Origin of the sequence: Xanthomonas fragariae (assembly GCF_900183975.1) — a bacterium.
Lineage (GTDB): Bacteria > Pseudomonadota > Gammaproteobacteria > Xanthomonadales > Xanthomonadaceae > Xanthomonas > Xanthomonas fragariae.
Map to the genome: position 1 here is coordinate 306,414 of NZ_LT853882.1, position 16,836 is coordinate 323,249.

17 protein-coding genes and 3 pseudogenes are annotated in these 16,836 nt (G+C 61.8%); 10 read left to right on the top strand and 10 right to left on the bottom strand.

The window, feature by feature from the left end:
- Positions 1 to 44: 44 nt before the first annotated feature.
- From PD885_RS01350 to PD885_RS01375, 6 genes are all read left to right on the top strand, one after another.
- Positions 45 to 791, top strand: a complete 747-nt coding sequence (locus PD885_RS01350) for a M15 family metallopeptidase (protein WP_002808323.1) — start codon at positions 45 to 47, stop codon at positions 789 to 791.
- Between the two features lie 143 nt (positions 792 to 934).
- Positions 935 to 1,132 (top strand): CPXCG motif-containing cysteine-rich protein, encoded by a 198-nt coding sequence (locus tag PD885_RS01355; RefSeq protein WP_002808322.1) that lies wholly within the window; start codon positions 935 to 937, stop codon positions 1,130 to 1,132.
- 117 nt (positions 1,133 to 1,249) lie between these two features.
- On the top strand, positions 1,250 to 1,630 hold the full coding sequence (locus PD885_RS01360) for a hypothetical protein (protein WP_002808321.1): 381 nt from the start codon (positions 1,250 to 1,252) through the stop codon (positions 1,628 to 1,630).
- 213 nt (positions 1,631 to 1,843) lie between these two features.
- Positions 1,844 to 2,203, top strand: coding sequence for a hypothetical protein (locus tag PD885_RS01365; protein WP_002808320.1), 360 nt, complete (start codon positions 1,844 to 1,846; stop codon positions 2,201 to 2,203).
- 228 nt (positions 2,204 to 2,431) lie between these two features.
- Positions 2,432 to 2,863 (top strand): EF-hand domain-containing protein, encoded by a 432-nt coding sequence (locus PD885_RS01370; protein ID WP_002808319.1) that lies wholly within the window; start codon positions 2,432 to 2,434, stop codon positions 2,861 to 2,863.
- Positions 2,864 to 2,900: 37 nt separating this feature from the next.
- Positions 2,901 to 3,659, top strand: coding sequence for an HAD family hydrolase (locus PD885_RS01375; protein WP_002808318.1), 759 nt, complete (start codon positions 2,901 to 2,903; stop codon positions 3,657 to 3,659).
- Positions 3,660 to 4,011: 352 nt separating this feature from the next.
- Here PD885_RS01375 and PD885_RS01380 read toward each other — a convergent pair whose 3' ends face one another.
- On the bottom strand, positions 4,012 to 4,980 hold the full coding sequence (locus PD885_RS01380) for an IS5 family transposase (protein ID WP_002801490.1): 969 nt from the start codon (positions 4,978 to 4,980) through the stop codon (positions 4,012 to 4,014).
- 64 nt (positions 4,981 to 5,044) lie between these two features.
- Between PD885_RS01380 and PD885_RS20290 the strand changes: the two are divergent.
- Positions 5,045 to 5,245 (top strand): annotated as a pseudogene (locus PD885_RS20290) (IS1595 family transposase); the annotation flags it as partial.
- A 121-nt stretch (positions 5,246 to 5,366) separates the two neighbouring features.
- Here PD885_RS20290 and PD885_RS01385 read toward each other — a convergent pair.
- Genes PD885_RS01385 through PD885_RS01410 form a run of 6 tightly spaced genes read right to left on the bottom strand, consistent with a single transcriptional unit; the run spans position 5,367 to position 11,322 of the window.
- A complete protein-coding gene (locus tag PD885_RS01385; RefSeq protein WP_002808317.1) occupies positions 5,367 to 5,798 on the bottom strand; it encodes a Na+/H+ antiporter subunit G in 432 nt (143 codons plus the stop codon).
- A complete protein-coding gene (locus PD885_RS01390) occupies positions 5,795 to 6,079 on the bottom strand; it encodes a K+/H+ antiporter subunit F (RefSeq protein ID WP_002808316.1) in 285 nt (94 codons plus the stop codon). The genes PD885_RS01385 and PD885_RS01390 overlap by 4 nt, the downstream gene beginning before the upstream one ends.
- Entirely contained in the window at positions 6,076 to 6,582 is a 507-nt protein-coding gene (locus PD885_RS01395; protein WP_002808313.1) for a Na+/H+ antiporter subunit E, read from the bottom strand. The genes PD885_RS01390 and PD885_RS01395 overlap by 4 nt, the downstream gene beginning before the upstream one ends.
- Positions 6,579 to 8,123 (bottom strand): monovalent cation/H+ antiporter subunit D, encoded by a 1,545-nt coding sequence (locus tag PD885_RS01400; protein WP_002808311.1) that lies wholly within the window; start codon positions 8,121 to 8,123, stop codon positions 6,579 to 6,581. The genes PD885_RS01395 and PD885_RS01400 overlap by 4 nt, the downstream gene beginning before the upstream one ends.
- Complete coding sequence (locus PD885_RS01405; RefSeq protein WP_002808294.1) at positions 8,120 to 8,494, bottom strand: Na+/H+ antiporter subunit C; 375 nt, start codon at positions 8,492 to 8,494, stop codon at positions 8,120 to 8,122. The genes PD885_RS01400 and PD885_RS01405 overlap by 4 nt, the downstream gene beginning before the upstream one ends.
- Entirely contained in the window at positions 8,494 to 11,322 is a 2,829-nt protein-coding gene (locus PD885_RS01410) for a monovalent cation/H+ antiporter subunit A (RefSeq protein WP_088056612.1), read from the bottom strand. Before PD885_RS01410 ends, PD885_RS01405 begins: the two co-directional genes overlap by 1 nt.
- A 167-nt stretch (positions 11,323 to 11,489) precedes the next feature.
- On the opposite strand from PD885_RS01410, the gene PD885_RS01415 reads away from it, so the two are divergent.
- Together PD885_RS01415 and PD885_RS01420 are read left to right on the top strand one after the other, a co-directional pair.
- A complete protein-coding gene (locus PD885_RS01415) occupies positions 11,490 to 12,392 on the top strand; it encodes an NAD-dependent epimerase/dehydratase family protein (RefSeq protein WP_002808289.1) in 903 nt (300 codons plus the stop codon).
- 320 nt (positions 12,393 to 12,712) lie between these two features.
- Positions 12,713 to 13,511 (top strand): IS5 family transposase gene (locus PD885_RS01420; protein WP_088056611.1). Its coding sequence is split into 2 segments (ribosomal slippage): positions 12,713 to 12,984 and positions 12,983 to 13,511, totalling 801 coding nucleotides; the frame shifts between segments, so codons are not numbered across the junction.
- 32 nt (positions 13,512 to 13,543) lie between these two features.
- Here PD885_RS01420 and PD885_RS01425 read toward each other — a convergent pair.
- From PD885_RS01425 to PD885_RS01435, 3 genes and pseudogenes are all read right to left on the bottom strand, one after another.
- A pseudogene (locus PD885_RS01425) lies at positions 13,544 to 14,900 on the bottom strand (IS5 family transposase).
- 148 nt (positions 14,901 to 15,048) lie between these two features.
- A complete protein-coding gene (locus PD885_RS01430; protein ID WP_002808284.1) occupies positions 15,049 to 15,534 on the bottom strand; it encodes an Mpo1 family 2-hydroxy fatty acid dioxygenase in 486 nt (161 codons plus the stop codon).
- A 100-nt stretch (positions 15,535 to 15,634) separates the two neighbouring features.
- Positions 15,635 to 15,980 (bottom strand): annotated as a pseudogene (locus PD885_RS01435) (M4 family metallopeptidase); the annotation flags it as partial.
- A 48-nt stretch (positions 15,981 to 16,028) separates the two neighbouring features.
- Between PD885_RS01435 and PD885_RS01440 the strand changes: the two are divergent.
- Positions 16,029 to 16,827, top strand: a protein-coding gene (locus tag PD885_RS01440) for an IS5 family transposase (RefSeq protein WP_088056611.1) whose coding sequence is annotated in 2 segments (ribosomal slippage) — positions 16,029 to 16,300 and positions 16,299 to 16,827 — 801 coding nt in all. Because the reading frame shifts where the segments join, the coding sequence is not laid out codon by codon here.
- Positions 16,828 to 16,836 lie beyond the last annotated feature (9 nt).

Genomic DNA, 16,836 nt, shown 5'->3' on the forward strand with positions numbered 1-16,836 from the left:
CGCAGAGCTCATGCTCCTGTAGAGGAACAGCTAGAGGAACAGCGATGAAAAAAACCACGCTGTTACAGACTTCGCGCTGTTGGCGGCATCTCGTTGCCTGGGGCATCGTGCTGCTGATAACCACCGCGCCATTTGCCATGATTGCGGCCGATGTGCACGTGTCTTCAGCAAAAACAACCGCCGAGGCTGGCCTGGTCGACGTACACCGTCTTGCGCCCGAGATTGCGGTGGACATGCGCTATGCGGGCAGCAATAACTTCACCGGGCGTGTAGTGCCAGGCTATGTGGCGCCGACGTGCTATCTGCTGCGGCCGGCTGCCGAGGCATTGACGCGGGCGGCGCGCACGCTAAGGGCCGAAGGGTATCGGTTGCAGGTGTTCGATTGCTATCGACCGGTGCGGGCAGTACAGGCATTCGTGACCTGGGCTGCGGATTTGCAGGATCAATCGACCAAGGCGCAGTACTACCCACGTGTAGACAAGCGTGCGCTGCTCGGTGATTACATTGCGCAGACGTCCGGACACAGCCGTGGTGCGACGCTGGACCTGGGGTTGCTGGTTTGCCGGTGGGGTCCGTGCCGCGCTGTGGACATGGGTACCCACTTCGATTTTTTCGATACGCGTGCGCATACCGATTCGCCCGGTATCAGCGTGGCGCAGCGTGCGCACCGTCAGCGACTGCTGCGCGCACTGGCGGCCGAAGGGTTTGCCAACTACCCGACGGAATGGTGGCATTTCACCTTCCGTCCCGAACCCACCCCCGACACCGCCTACGATGTGCCGGTCGACTGACAGCGACGCGTCGAGCCGCTGCGCACTCGCCGAGCGGGCGCGGTTGCCGGAATCGGCATGGACCCTCGTACACTCCAGGTTTGCGCGCGGACTGCTCGATCCGACAGTTACTCGCGAGGGTTTATCTGCTTCAAGGAACTGCCATGTCCGAACCGGAACGCTTTGTCGATATCGCCTGCCCGTACTGCGGGGAGTGGATCACCCTGGCGCTGGATCTAACCGGCGGCGACCAGCACTACATCGAAGACTGCCAAGTGTGCTGCAAGCCGATTTCGGTCGGCGTGCAATGGGATGAACAGGGCGAGGCGCAAGTGCGCGCACGTGGGCAGAACGACGCCTGAGCCCAGAACCACAGGAACGCATTGCCCGGACCGCGCATCCAGCCTCGCCAGCGTACACGGCAAGGATCCATCGCCCACAGCCGCTAGAAGGATGCGCTTGCTGCCTGGATCGTCACAATGAATTTGCCGCTGCACTTCGGCTTGCTCGGTTCGCTGGAGGCCGGCTCGATCGCACTCATCCTCGGTGTGCTGGTGTTTGCGGCGGTAGAGCACATCGGTCGGCGACTGCACTTCACCTACGGGCACACGCTGGGGGTACTCACGGTCGCCTTCGGCGCCGGTTACGACATCTGGAATCTCCTCTACACCAGCATCGTGCGGCTGGAGTCGCCGCTGTATGCGCGTGTGGCGCTGATCAAGATCCAAGATCCCAACGCATTGGGTTCGCGCATGGTGCTGGAAGTGGTCGGTGCGATTGCCGGAGTCGTGGTGGGTTGGAAACCGTTCAGTTCCGGACGTTGGGACGACGCTGCCTCAAGGTCTGAAATCAGTGCATAAAACGCGCTGTGTTTCGCAAAATTTTATATATTGAATGAGGCACTTCTATTTGGCTCACCGACGCCTAACAGACGGCTAACCGCAATCGTTTGTTGTGTGGTTAAAAGGTCGTTTTGCGCGAAATTACGGCGGGTTGAATGTTCATTTGCGTTGGGTAGGGTAGCGGAATGCGCGGCGACACCGCGCATTCCCAAGCCAAGGAGACCACCCAATATGAAGAACCGCACCTCGCTGCTCGCCGCCACCGCCGCTCTGGCCGCCGCTCTGGCGCTGCCGGCCATGGCCCAAAGTCCCGCTCAGGATGCCGCCGCGCAGTCGGGTAGTTCGGCCGCTTCGGCCACTTCGGCCCAATCCAGTGGTGCGAGTTCGGGCGGCGGTCAGACGTGGGCCAGCGTGGATACCGATAGCGACGGCACCATCAACAAGCAGGAGGCGCAGGTCAATGCAGGGCTCGTACAGATTTACGATCAAGCCGACGGCAATACCGACGGCAAGCTGACCACGGATGAGTACAAGGCTTTCGTTGCCAAGCAACAGAGCGGCGGTGCAGCAACCGGTTCGCAGGGCAACTGATTACATACTCGCGCACGTCTTCTGCCACTCTCCCGCACGCTATCGAGCGGATGGCAACGACAACCCAATTTTCCGTGGCGCCGTTGTGAGGCCACCGGCAAGTGAGTTACACCAAGCAACAGGCAAGTGAGTTAGACAAAGCAACAGGATGGACGCGCGGGAGCGATCTGCCAGGATCGCTCCCATCTGCCGCGCTACGGTGATGTATTCCGCGTCAGGTCGTCCCCCATGCCGCAGCTGCGCATCGCTTTGTTGGTCGGGTTGTCGGGTCCAATGCTGGCGCTCGCCGCGCCACCGAAATTGCCGCAGGCCAACCCGGCGCCGGTAGTGCCGGCCACTCGTGGTGCGTCGTCGATGTTGCCGTTGCCGATCGATCCGACAACCCCGGCCACAACGCCCTTGCTGCCTGTCGATGCTTCCGGGCCATCCAGCACCAAGAGCGGAGCCGATGCATCGGTCGCACCGGCCGGTACGCTGGCGCCGCGCAGCTTTCGCAGCCTGGACACCGACGCCGATGGGCTGCTGATCGTGGCCGAAGCGGGCGCCGACCCGATCCTGCGCGAGAATTTCGCCGGTTTCGACAGTAATGGCGACGGGCGTCTGTCGCGCGACGAATTCGCAAGCTATCAGCCCGGCCCGGGCGATGCCGCAGGGGACTGAGCGTAGCACCGCCATACCGCGCTGCTAGACTTGCGCGATGACCTCTTTTGCACAGCGCGAAGGCCAGGCCATCCAGCTGGTCGGCTTCGATGGCGACGACACCCTCTGGAAGAGCGAGGATTACTACCGCAGCGCCGAAGCGGAGTTCGAAGCGATCCTGGCCGGTTATCTGGACCTGGGCTACAGCCGCATGCAGCAGCATCTGCTGGCGGTTGAGCGGCGTAACCTCAAGGTGTTCGGCTACGGTGCCAAGGGCATGACGTTGTCGATGATCGAAACCGCAATCGAGTTGACGCAGGCCCGCATCGACGCGCGCGACATCCAACGCGTCATCGAGATCGGCCGCGCCACGCTGCAACACCCGGTGGAGGTGATTGCTGGCGTGCGCGAGGCGGTCGGTGCGATCGCTGCCGACTACGCGGTGGTGCTGATCACCAAGGGCGACCTGTTTCATCAGGAGCAGAAGATTGAGCAGTCCGGTCTGGCCGATCTGTTTCCGCGGGTGGAAGTGGTTTCCGAAAAAGATCCCAAGACTTATGCGCGCGTACTGCGCGAATTCGACCTGCCGGCGCATCGTTTTGTGATGATCGGCAATTCGCTGCGCTCGGACGTGGAGCCAGTGCTGGCGATCGGTGGCTGGGGCATCTACACCCCGTACGCGGTGACCTGGACGCACGAGCAGGAGCATGGTGTAGCCGCCGACGAGCCGCACATGCGCGAAGTGTCCGCGGCCGCCGGCTGGCCGGCCGCGGTGCATGCGCTGGATGCAGTGGCCCGGCAGCACGCGCCAGGCTGAAACATGTCGCGGCTGCCACCGTGACGCCGGTTTACTATGTCAACGAGTCAACAGGCGGGCGCGTTGCAGTGCCCAACGACAGGACGTTTCCAGTCGGGCGTACGCGCCCGGCCGACCTTGGAGGGATCTCCGACGACCATGTTGTCCGTCGCCCATTCGACCGAACGAGCGCGATTTGATCGCCTGGAACCGGATTCACCCCGATGCACGCCGTCATGCCGAACTAAGGAAGGTCTGAACAACGCACCAGACCTCTAAAATTCGAGCCTGCTGCGTGCCAATAGCGCACAGAGTTGATGCGTACGATACGATTTCTACGGTTTCTTGCGGCGTTGGCTGGCGCCAGGCAGCATTATCCCCTGGCCGGCAGCAACTGCCGGCGCACCATCCACAGATTGGATAGTGCGAACAGGGTCAGCACATGCGCGGTGTTCTTGGCCAAGCCGCGATAGCGGACCTTGGTGTAGCCAAACTGGCGTTTGATCACGCGGAATGGATGCTCCACCTTCGCACGCACACTTGCTTTGAAGTATTCCCAACGTTCTTCCTGGCGGCGCTCGCGTTTGTTGCCAATGGCTTGAATCGTCGAACGCTTGGCGGCAATGAAAAAACCAGCCTTGCAGGTCTGCAGTTCTTCGCGTTTGTCCGCACCGGTGTAGCCGCTGTCGCCGAACACACTGTCTTCTTTGCCGTGCAGCAATGCGTGGGTCACCGTGACATCGGCCACATTGGCAGCCGTACAACGGACGTGGTGCACCAGCCCGGAAAACTCATCCACGCCGATGGGTGCCTTCATCCCGAAATACCACTGATTGCCTTTCTTGGTCTGATGCATTTCAGGGTCGCGCGCGCGGTCGGTGTTCTTGGTCGAACTGGGCGCAGCGATCAGGGTTGCATCGACGATCGTGCCGGACCGCAGGCTCTGACCCTTGCGCACCAGATCCGCGTTGACGGCCTCCAGCATCCGCGCTGCAAGGCCATGGGTTTCCAGCAAGCGGCGAAAGTTGAGAATCGTGGTCTCGTCGGGAACATTGTCCAAACCGCCGAGCCGGGCAAAACGGCGCAAGGTCGGGATCTGGTGCAACGCTTCTTCCATCGCCGGATCGCTCAACGCATACCACTGCTGCAGCAAATGAATCCGCAACATCGTCGCCAGTGCGTACGGCTGTCGACCAGGCCGCCCCGACACCGGATAGTGCGGCGCGATCAGTCCGAGCAAATGCCTCCACGGAACCACCTGCTCCATCTCGGCCAGGAAGATCTCGCGGCGAGTCTGCTTGCGCTTGCCCAAACCTTCAGCGTCACCGAACGTCAGTTGCATGGATGACTCCTCAACGTAGGTGTGTAGTGTCGCGCATTTGAAGTGCGTTGTTCAGAGGTTCCCTAATCTCAAACCTGCAATCAGTGGCGTGCCTGAGGCCATCGCGCAAGGCAAACACGCAAGAGATTCTCTGGCCCAAGTCTCCTATCGTTTCGATCGCAGATTCTGCTTGCGCGCGATGCTGCCGCGACTTGCCATGGCCATGCTGCAATCCAAACCATGTACTGAGCCAGGTCTACGCGCAGCGAGTAATTTCTATAGCTGAGAGTCAGGGCTAATCAGGAAGAATTTTGCTCAAACGCGCCGATTGTCCATGCATGAAAATCATGTGCTTACGCATCGCGGCGATCGCCTCGGTTGTTGATCGAAGGCTCATGGGAGAGTTGTTAAGAGCTTGCTTGATGCTGCTCCGATTGCGGCCCAGGATGCTGCTTCTCGCTCTGTCCGTCCTCGCCTGCATCGCCTTGCAGCTGCGGTACTGCTTCCCTGTGCATCTGGCCATGATTCGGCACTTCCGGGCGGTTTTCCATCATCAGCGACAGCGCGGCCTTGGCCATCAAATGCGCGCTGATCGGTGCAGTGATGAACAAAAATACGGTAATCAGCAATTCGCGCGGCTGCGGGTCCACGCCCAGGAACAGGTGATAGCCCACCGAGGCCAGCAGCACGCAGCCCACCCCTAATGTGCTGGCGTTGGTCGGTGCATGCAGGCGTTTAAAAAAGTCAGACAACTTCACCAGCCCGAACGCGCCGATCAGGATGAAGAACGTGCCGACCAGCAGCAATGCGCTGAGCAGATATTCGGTCAAGGCGATCATTCGACAATGCTCCTGCGCAGCACATATTTGCTCAGCACCACAGTGCTGCCGAAGCCCAGCATCGCAATCACCAATGCGGCCTCGAAGTAGATCGGTGAATCCAGATACATGCCCCACAGCATCAGCTCGGCGATGGCGGTGATGGACAGCGTGTCCAGCGCCAGGATGCGGTCGGGCACGGTCGGCCCGCGCAGCAGCCGCCACAGCGCCATCAGCATGGCCAGGCCCACCGCGTGCGTGCAGATGACGATGGTCGATTCGATGAACATGTGGCCGGTCATGGAAAGATCTCCATCAGGGGCTTTTCGTAGCGATTCTTGATCTGGGCGATCAACGCGTCCGGATCGTCCAGGTGCAGCACGTGCACCAGCAGATAGTGACGGTCTTCCGAGAGCGCCGCCGACACTGTGCCGGGGGTCAGCGTGATCATGCTGGTGAGCGCGGCGATCCCGTGGATGTTGGCGATATCCAGCGGCACCCAGATGAAGCCCGGATGGATGTGCGACTCCGGGCCGAGCACCTGGCCGGCGACCTGGATGTTGGAGCGCACGATGTCGCCCGCGGCCACCAGCAGCATGCGCGGCACCGAGCGCAGCGAGCCGATTTGTGCGAACTCGCGGTCCAATCGCGCAGCGAACATCGGCACCACCCAGCCTAGCAATGCGCCCAGCACCCATTGCTGCGGGCCGAAGCTGTCGCTGAGCAGCAGCCAGAACACGAAGACCGTCACGCTCAATGGTGGTGATGGAAACATGCGGCGCTTCAACGGCACCTGCCTGGTCATGGCTGTCTCCGCTGCGGCGTAGTGGCGCGGACCTGCTGCACATACGCGCCCGGGTCGCGCAACTGTGCACCGGCGGCATTGGTGTAGCGCATCAACGGCCCTGCCGCCACGGTCATCGCTACCAGCCCGGTGAGCAACACCACGGTGGCGGCAGTTTCCACCGGTCGCATGCGACCGCGCCGTTGCGGCTGCAACTCGGGCGCGCCTTCCACGGCGGCTGGCACGCGCCAGAACAGACGCACACCCGCACGGGTCAGGCCGATCACCACCAACAGACTGCTGCCGAGGATCGCGGCCCACACCGGCCCGACCAGACCTGCGGGCACGTGCTGCAACAAGGCTACCTTGGCAAGAAATCCCGACAGTGGCGGCAGGCCCGCCACAGCGATCGCGGCGATCATGAACATGGTGCCGGGCTTTCCACGTCGCGGCAGCGGCGCGACCACCTCCTTGCGATCGCTGGCACTGCCGCAGCGGCGCCGAATCAGATCCGACACCATGAACAACGCGGCCGCTACGAAGCTGCTGTGCGGCAAGTAGTACAGGCCTGCACCCACTGCGCCGGCATCATCCAACGAGAACGCGATGAACAACGTCGCTGCCGAAAACACCACCAGGTACGACACCATCACCCGCAGCCGCGATGCAGCCATCACGCCGAACGCGGCCATCAGCAGGGTTGCAATGCCCAGCCACAGCAGTGCATGCCGACCGAAGCCATGCAGTGCGCCGGCACTAACGCCAAACCATAGCGACGACACCCGCAGCGTGGCGTATAGCCCAACCTTGGTCATGATCGCGAACAACGCGGCCACCGCTGCTGGCGCACGCGAATAGGTTTCCGGTAGCCACAAATACAATGGCAACAATGCGGCCTTGCTGCAGAACACCAACAGCAACAAGCCAAGCGTGGCCTTGGCCAACGGCACATGCTGCGCCGGAAGATCGGCGATGCGGTGCGATAGCTCGGCCATGTTGAGCGTGCCGAACACACCGAACAACAAGCCCAGCGCGATCAAAAACAACGTCGACGCACACACGTTGAACACCACGTAATGCAGGCCGACACGCATCTGCAGGCCGCGTCCGCCGCTCAGCAGCAGGCCGTAGGAAGCGATCAACATCACTTCGAAGAACACGAACAGGTTGAAAATGTCGCCGGTCAGAAACGCGCCGTTCAAGCCCATCAATTGGAACTGAAACAAGGCATGGAAATGCGGCGCGCGCCGGTCCCAACCAGCGCAGGCGTGCAGCAGGCAGGCCGCGCCCAGGATCAAGGTGGTCAACAACATCCACGCCGACAAGCGGTCGCCCATCAGCACGATGCCGATACGCGCCGGCCAATCGCCGAGCAGATACACCAGTACCTTGCCGTCGGCGGCACGCGCGAACAAGGCGATGACTGCCGCTGCCAGCAAGGCCATGCTCACCCATGCCACCGTGCGCTGTACGCGTGGCCCATAGCGGCGATGCTCGACAAACAGCGACGCCGACGCGCCCAGCATCGGGATCAGGATCGGCAGGATCGGCAGATGATTCATCGCCGCGCCTGGCGTGTATCCACACCGGTGGCGGCATCTTCGTGTGCATCCACATGATCGCTCCGGTTGTCGCTGCGGCTGCGGATTGCCAGCACCAGACTCACCGCCGTCATCGCAAATGCAATCACGATCGCGGTCAACACCAGTGCTTGCGGTAGCGGATCGGTGGAATGCATCAGGTCGGCAGGTACACCGTCGCGCAACACCGGAGCCTGGCCGCTACGCAGCCGCCCACCGGCGAAGATCAGCAGGTTGGTCGCGTACGACAGGAACGTCATTCCCAGAATCACATCGAAGCTGCGCGCGCGTAGCAACAAATAGATTGCCAACGCGGCGAGAACGCCGATTGCGCTTGCCACTGCCAATTCCATCAATGCTGCTCCGCAGTGCGTGTCGAACGTTGGGTAGGGTCGATCTCGCCACGCTGCGAACTGCGCGTACGCGAAGGTTTGATCGTGCCCATCATCGACAGCATCAACATCGCTGCACCGAACACCACCAGATACACGCCGATATCCAAGCCCAACGCGCTGGCGAGTTCCAGCTTGCCCAAGAGCGGTAATGGAATCTCCAGATGCCCGCTGCTCAGAAACGGCATGCCAAACACCAGCGAACCCGCGCCGCTTACCAGCGCGCACAGCAGGCCGATACCGATCAGGCGGATGTAGTCGAAGCCGAAGCGCAATTCCACCGATGCGTTGCCTTGGATCACGTACTGCATCAGCAGCGACACCGCCAGCACCAGGCCGGCGATAAAGCCACCGCCAGGCGCGTTGTGGCCACGCAGGAACAGGAACAACGACACCGTGAGCGTCAGCGGAAACATGATTTGCGCAAGATCGGCCGGCACCGGCAACTTGATCGGCGGCCCGGGCATGGTGCGCTCAGGTGCCATGCGCGAGCGCCGCAGCAAGGCGTGCACCACCAGCCCGGCAATCGCGAATACAGTGATCTCTCCGAACGTATCGAAGCTGCGGAAATCCACCAGGATCACATTGACCACATTGCGCCCGTAAGCTTCCGGCAGCGCGCGTTGCAGCAGTTCGCCAGCAACGGTGCGGCTGGGCTGTGTCATCAACGTATAGGCCAACGCTGCCAAGCCTGCACCGCAGACGATGGCAATTGACGCATCACGGATCTTGCGTAACCGTGCACGCTCGGGCAACGACCGCTCGGGCAGGTAATTCATCGCCAGCAACATCAGCACCAGCGTCACCATCTCCACCAGCAACTGCGTCAGCGCCAGATCCGGCGCCGACAAAAACACGAAGGTCAAACTGACCGCCAGGCCGGTGCCGCCGAGCACCAGTACCGCAAGCAGGCGCTGCTGGTACAAGAACAGGCTGCCCAGCGCACATGCCATCATCAGCAGCCACACCATCCAACCCAGTAACGGCATCGGCGTGGGCGCAGGCCAGTCCGCCAACGTGCCGCCTTGCAGGAACGGCACCAGCGCAACCACCACTGCGCTCAGCACCAGCAACATCAACATGCGCTGCAGATTGCCGTTGGTGACCGCATCGGTCATGCGTGCGGCGCCGGCAAACAGCGCGCGCTGGTTCCATTGGAACAATGCCTTGCCCGGCGAGCGGTTCTGGATCGCGTACAGATCCAACGTGCGGCGCAGCGCCATGTACAACAGCATGCCGCCGATCATACCGGCGACGCTCATCGCCAGCGGCCAGTTGAAGCCATGCCACAACGCCAGGCTATAGTCGGGCAGCTTGCCGCCAAGAATTGCACTTGCACCGGCGCGCAAGACCGGCGCCACAGTCCACGCCGGCACGATGCCGACGGCCACACACGTGAGCACCAGCACGTCTACCGGAATCCGCATCCAGCCCGGTCGCTCATGCGGCGTGGTGTCCAGATCGCGCGGGCCTTCGCCAAAGAAAGTGTCGTGCACAAAGCGCAAGCTGTAGGCCACGCCGAGCAGACCGGCCAGAAGCGCAGCAATGCTCGCCAGAATGCGCATCAGCTGCGGCGCTTCGGTCTCCAACGCAACAGCGAAGAACATTTCCTTCGACAAGAAACCGTTGAGCAGCGGAACCCCCGCCATCGCCAGCGATGCGGTAATCGCCAGCGCGCTGGTGACCGGCATCAAGCGACGCAGATTGCCCAGCTTGCGCATGTCGCGCGTGCCGGTTTCGTGGTCGATGATGCCGGCAGCCATGAACAACGAGGCCTTGAACAACGCATGGTTGAGGATATGGAACACGCCGGCCACCATCGCCATCGGCGTGGACAAACCAAACAGCATCGTGATCAAGCCCAGATGCGAGATGGTCGAGTACGCCAGCACACCTTTGAGATCATGCTGAAAAATCGCGTGCCAGGCGCCCAGCAACAGCGTGATCGCGCCGATGCTGGTGACCGTGTAGAGAAACAGATCGGTGCCGGCCAGCGCAGGGTGCAGGCGCGCCAGCAGGAACACGCCGGCCTTCACCATGGTGGCCGAATGCAGATATGCCGACACCGGCGTGGGCGCGGCCATCGCGTGCGGCAGCCAGAAATGGAACGGGAACTGCGCGCTCTTGGTGAAAATCCCCAGCAGCACCAGCCCCAACGCATATGGGTACAGCGGGCTGGCGCGAATCACATCGCCGGCAGCCAGTACTGCATCCAGCTGAAAACTGCCGACGATGCGGCCGATCATCAACACGCCGCCCAACAACGCCAATCCACCGCCAGCGGTCAATACGAAGGCCATGCGCGCACCTTCGCGTGCATCCTTGCGATGCGACCAAAACCCGATCAACAAGAACGAACTGATGCTGGTAAGTTCCCAGAACACCATCAGCAGCAACAGATTGCCCGACAACACCATGCCGAGCATCGCACCCATGAACAGCATGAGATAGGCGAAAAAGCGTGAGGCGCTATCGCGTGCGCTCAGGTAGTAATGCGCATACATCACCACCAATGCGCCGATGCCCAGCACCAGCAGCGCAAACATCCAGGCCAGGCCATCGAGCCGTAGCGAGAACATCAGGCCGATCTGCGGCAACCATGCATGTTCGCTGCCAATCACCTCACCGCGCAGCACCGCTGGCGTCAACAGGGCCAGCACCAGCAGCCCGGCCAACGGTGCAGCCGCAGCCAACCACGCAGTGATCGAACGGGATGTGCGCCAGAGCAGCGCGGTGGCGGCCGCCATGATGAAAGGCAGCGCAAGCAGGATTTCCAACGAAAAAGGCATGCAGGGAACACGAGATTCGCGAGCAGGCCAGGGAGCTTAACAAAACGTTGACTGACGTCCGCGTCAACGTCGTCGCTGCGCGTGGGATTAAATTCGCGCTGGATTGGCTTCGCACCACTGCGCTGCACTCAGTATGCTGCAGTCATTGATCACCGTGTAGCTGCCACGTGACCGCCGCCAATCCCCATCCGTCCACCGCTGCATCTGCGCCACGCGCCCTGGTTTTCGGCGGCAGCGGGCAGATCGGCGAGCGTCTGCTGATGCGGCTGCTGAGCCGCGGTTGGCAAGTGACGGCATGGTCGCGTCAACCGCGTGCCGCGCGCTCCGGGCTGATCTGGCGACAGGGCGATCTAGCCGTGCCGGCGGCAGCCGGTGCAGCCTTCGAGGTGATCTTCAGCTGCGGTCCGCTGGATCATTTCGCACGTTGGTATGCCGAAAACCCGGTGCTGGCGCCGCGCATCGTGGCGTTCGGCTCGACCAGCGTGGAGGTCAAGCAACATTCGATCGACGCGGCCGAGCGCGATCTGGCTCAGCGCCTTGCCAACGCCGAACAAGCCCTGTTTTCCGCAGCCCAGGCGCGCGGCGCGACCGCAACCGTGCTGCGCCCGACGCTGGTCTACGGTGCCGGACGCGACCTTACGCTTAGCCGGATCGCCGGGCTGGCGCAGCGCACCGGCGCCTTCGTGCTGCCCGCCAATGCCACCGGCCTGCGTCAGCCGGTGCATGTGGACGATCTGGCCAGCGCCGCATTGGCAGTGGTTACCCAGCCGGCCACCCAGCAGCGCAGTTATGCGGTGGGCGGTGGTGAGGTGTTGGCTTACACCCAAATGGTGCAGCGCGTGCTCGAAGCGCTGCCACGGCCTGCACGGCTGTATCGGGTGCAGCCGCGCCTGTTTGGATTTGCGCTTACCGTTGCGCAACGCCTGGGGTGGCTGCCTGGCATGAATGCCGCCGCGCTGCAGCGCATGCGCGATGACTTGGTGTTCGATCTGGAACCGGCACGCCGCGATTTCGGCTATGCACCGCGTGCGTTTCGGCCATTGCCGGAAGAGCTCGGTATTGGTGAGTGACGCCTGCTTGGACGTCTACCGGCTTTGAAGACCTGCGTAGTGCGCCGCCCCAACTTCGATTGATCGCACGGACCGAGCGCACGCGTTCATCCGTGGCCGGTAACCCTGGCAAGCAGTGGTTGGTAGATGCGGGTGATGCGCAGGGATCGCACTGGTCGAGCAGTCCCTGCCGCCAGGGAGCACGATCGCGCAATTGGCGCTCGTGCGTGGAGTGGCTATCAAAATGACTGCGCTCACCGCCACGCGGGCGCCGCTCGGAATCGGCATGTACCACCTAAGAACCTGTTCACGATCTTTCCTGATTGGTGCAGACTCTGCGGATGCGCCAAAAAACCTATCCGAGCGACATGAGCCGGGAGCGTTTCGAACACATCCTCCCGATCCTGGAACAAGCGCGCAAGCGCACCAAGCCACGCCGAGTGGATATGTATGAGGTGTGGTGCGCAGTGTTGTACGTGCTGCGAACCGGTTGCCAATGGCGAGCGCTACCCAGCGACTTTCCGAAGTGGCGGACCGTGCACGCGTACTTTGCCAAGTGGAGCGAGTGCGACGATGAAGGAGTGAGCCTGCTGGAGCGGGCGCTCAAAAAATCAGGTTGGCGTGGCCCGCCAGAAACAGGAGCGCAACATCTTCAGCAGGTTCTTGATCGTGGACGCGCAGAGCGTCAAGAACACGGACACAGCCGGGCAAAAGGGATATGACGCGGGCAAAAAGGTGTCGGGCATCAAGCGGCATATCGCTGTTGATACCCAGGGGTTGCCCCATGCCATCGCGGTGACGACGGCGGAGGTGACCGACCGCAAAGGTGCGCTGCAGGCGCTGGAGCGCTGTCAGTCAAACTTGACGCATGTACAAAGCCTGCTGTGCGACAGTGGTTACACCGGAGTACCGTTTGCCGAAGGCGTACGAGAGATTCTAGGCGAGCAGCTCACGGTGCAGATTGCCAAGCGCAGCGAACTGCACACCTTCAAGGTCATGCCCAAGCGCTGGATCGTCGAGCGCAGTTTTGCCTGGCTGGAGAAAAACCGAAGGCTGTGGAAGAACTGCGAGCGCAAACTCAACACCAGCTTGCAGTTCATCCATCTGGCCTTCTTGGCGCTTCTACTCAAAAGATCGTGAACAGGCTCTTAGTCGTCCCTGAAAAATCCCCTTCAAGCGCCAAGTGCCGTCGGTGACAGCGGCACGGCGCTCAAGGATGACCATCCCATCGCCCGCATCCAGGCACGCAAAAACGCGATCCAGCGCAGCAGCCAGCGCAGGTTGTAGCAGGCGGCGCAGCCGAACACGTGCAGCGCATCGCCTTGGGCACCTTTCAGCCTGCAGCGACGCAACCGGCAGTCGTCTTTCAGATGGCTCCACCGCCTGCCGTCGCTTGATCCAGCGCCATTGCCGTCGCGTCAGCGTCTTAGCCTTGCCGCGATGCAGGACCTGCACGCCATCGACCTCGCGCCTGCGATCGCCCAGGTCCACGATCGCCACCGTCGGTTCTACGCTCACATCCTGCAGCAACCCGCGTGTCTGCTCCAGCTGCTCGGCCAAGGTATCGCCGTCGTACGGGTTGCCCGGGAAGCTGCGTGCACCCACGACCAATCCCTTGCAGGCAGTGACTGCAATGCCGACCTTGACGCCGAATTCGTACGCTTGACGCGCCTTGCCCTTGCCGATGCATTCCACTTCTGGGGCATGCAATGCGTACAGTTTTTGTTTGTCCTTCGGACGCTGCGTGTACAGCCGTTGCGCACGTTCCAGCCAGACAGCGATGCGCTCGCGCACGCCGGTGTTTACCTGATCGAGTTTGCGTTGGATGTCGCGCACGAGCCGTCCCAGCACTGTGCGTTGACGTCGCAGGACGCGCCGCATGCGCTTGAACTGGCGCGCATGCGCATACCGACCTGCCTTGCGGCTCAGGGCCGGGCCTTGCCGCGCGTAGCTCTGCCGCAATCCGATGCCGTGCCGCTTGGCCAGTAACACCAGCTTCTTGCGTGCCACCTCCAGCAAACGGCTGTCGGTCGGATAGGCGATCGCCTTCTCTTGCACCGTGGTGTCCACGATCACCCGCGACAACTCGCGTGCGTCCACCGCCTGCATCGCATGCGCGGCGTTGATGGTGTGCGCCAACAGCTCTTCCATCCCGGCCTCACCCAGGCGCTACCGCCAGCGCGTCAGCGAGCTGGCATCGCACGGCAAACGCGTCTGGAACACGACCTCGCCAGTGAAGAACTGCCAGTACGGATTCTCCAGCCAACGCTCGCACACCGCTTCATCGGACAGGTCGTAGGCGTGTTTGAGGTAGAGCAAACCGGCAATCAGCCGCACCGGCAATGCCGGCCGACCGCCACCGGCCTGGGTGGCCGGCAAGCGCGATGAAAGTGCTTGCTCCAACGCCGCCCACGGCATCCGTTGGCTCAGCCGCGCCAGCGGATGACGCAGATCGATCTGGTTCTCCAGCCGCGAACGAAACAACTCGTCGGCAGGCATGTGCTCGGCAGCAGGACGGCGTGTACGCATAGGCGCAAATTGCCAGAAACCAGCCTTCAGCGTAGCGAACACTGGTAGTTTTGGCACGCCGGTGCAGACATCAAGGCCTTGCGGTCGTTGGGTGGTTGGGGTTTTTCAGGGGCGACTTTTTAGCCACTCTTCGGCCTGTCAGTGGATCCTAATATCGCCAGCGCAGCTGACGATACAACTTGGCCAATAACCAGATCGGCCCGATCAGCAGATACGTTAGATCGGTCAAAAAGCTTGGCTTACGGCCTTCGATCGTGTGACCGACGAACTGCGCAATCCATGCCACTACGAAGACCGTCAGCGCCGCGGTGAACAATCCGGTCAGCCCGATACTGCCCTCGATCAGTCGGCACAGGCAGCCGAAGAAAAAAAAGACCCCCAGCATCCCCAGCCCGAGCTGGCGCGACAGCCGGTTGTAATACGACCATGCCGCGAACATCGACAGCGCCGCCCAAATGCCACTGGTGAACAAGGTGCCGCCGACCGGAATGCACCACAGCAATGCTACGACCGACCACAGAACCGCCGGCACCGCCAGCACATGAATCTGCTGATTGGTCGCGTTTTGATGATCGTCGGAATAACTGGCGAAATAGCGATCGATCGGTCGTGCGGTCGTGCTGCGTTCGGTCATGTTCCCTCCCAGGAATGACCCAAGCATACGCGCGCCGATAGTGCTGTGGCAGCCGTGCCCCTCGCCACCCGTCGATCGCGTGGCGAGGGGCGCGGGCACATCAGTTCACCGACACCGCGCTCCACGCGGCGCGCAACCGCGCGGTACTGCGTGGAGGCGCTGCCATACAGATCGGTGGCCGCGCTCAACGTTGCCCGGCGTGCGGCCGCGTAATTGTTCGAGCAGGTCATACAGACCGCCAATGCGCGCTACCAGATGCGGCTGGCCGCGGCGCGTCCGATCGCCGTCAACGCGGTATTGCCGTTGCAGACCAAACCGGCCTGCGTCACGTTCTAACTCGTGCCCGAACCGAAGCCACTCGGCACCACTGCGCCTTCGGCCGATAGATAATAGAAGTCATTGGCCACGCCCGAGTTGTAGTGCGCGTCGAGCGAGCCCCGGGCGCTGCCTTAGAACCTGTTCACGATCTTTCCTGATTGGTGCAGACTCTGCGGATGCGCCAAAAAACCTATCCGAGCGACATGAGCCGGGAGCGTTTCGAACACATCCTCCCGATCCTAGAACAAGCGCGCAAGCGCACCAAGCCACGCCGAGTGGATATGTATGAGGTGTGGTGCGCAGTGTTGTACGTGCTGCGAACCGGTTGCCAATGGCGAGCGCTACCCAGCGACTTTCCGAAGTGGCGGACCGTGCACGCGTACTTTGCCAAGTGGAGCGAGTGCGACGATGAAGGAGTGAGCCTGCTGGAGCGGGCGCTCAAAAAATCAGGTTGGCGTGGCCCGCCAGAAACAGGAGCGCAACATCTTCAGCAGGTTCTTGATCGTGGACGCGCAGAGCGTCAAGAACACGGACACAGCCGGGCAAAAGGGATATGACGCGGGCAAAAAGGTGTCGGGCATCAAGCGGCATATCGCTGTTGATACCCAGGGGTTGCCCCATGCCATCGCGGTGACGACGGCGGAGGTGACCGACCGCAAAGGTGCGCTGCAGGCGCTGGAGCGCTGTCAGTCAAACTTGACGCATGTACAAAGCCTGCTGTGCGACAGTGGTTACACCGGAGTACCGTTTGCCGAAGGCGTACGAGAGATTCTAGGCGAGCAGCTCACGGTGCAGATTGCCAAGCGCAGCGAACTGCACACCTTCAAGGTCATGCCCAAGCGCTGGATCGTCGAGCGCAGTTTTGCCTGGCTGGAGAAAAACCGAAGGCTGTGGAAGAACTGCGAGCGCAAACTCAACACCAGCTTGCAGTTCATCCATCTGGCCTTCTTGGCGCTTCTACTCAAAAGATCGTGAACAGGCTCT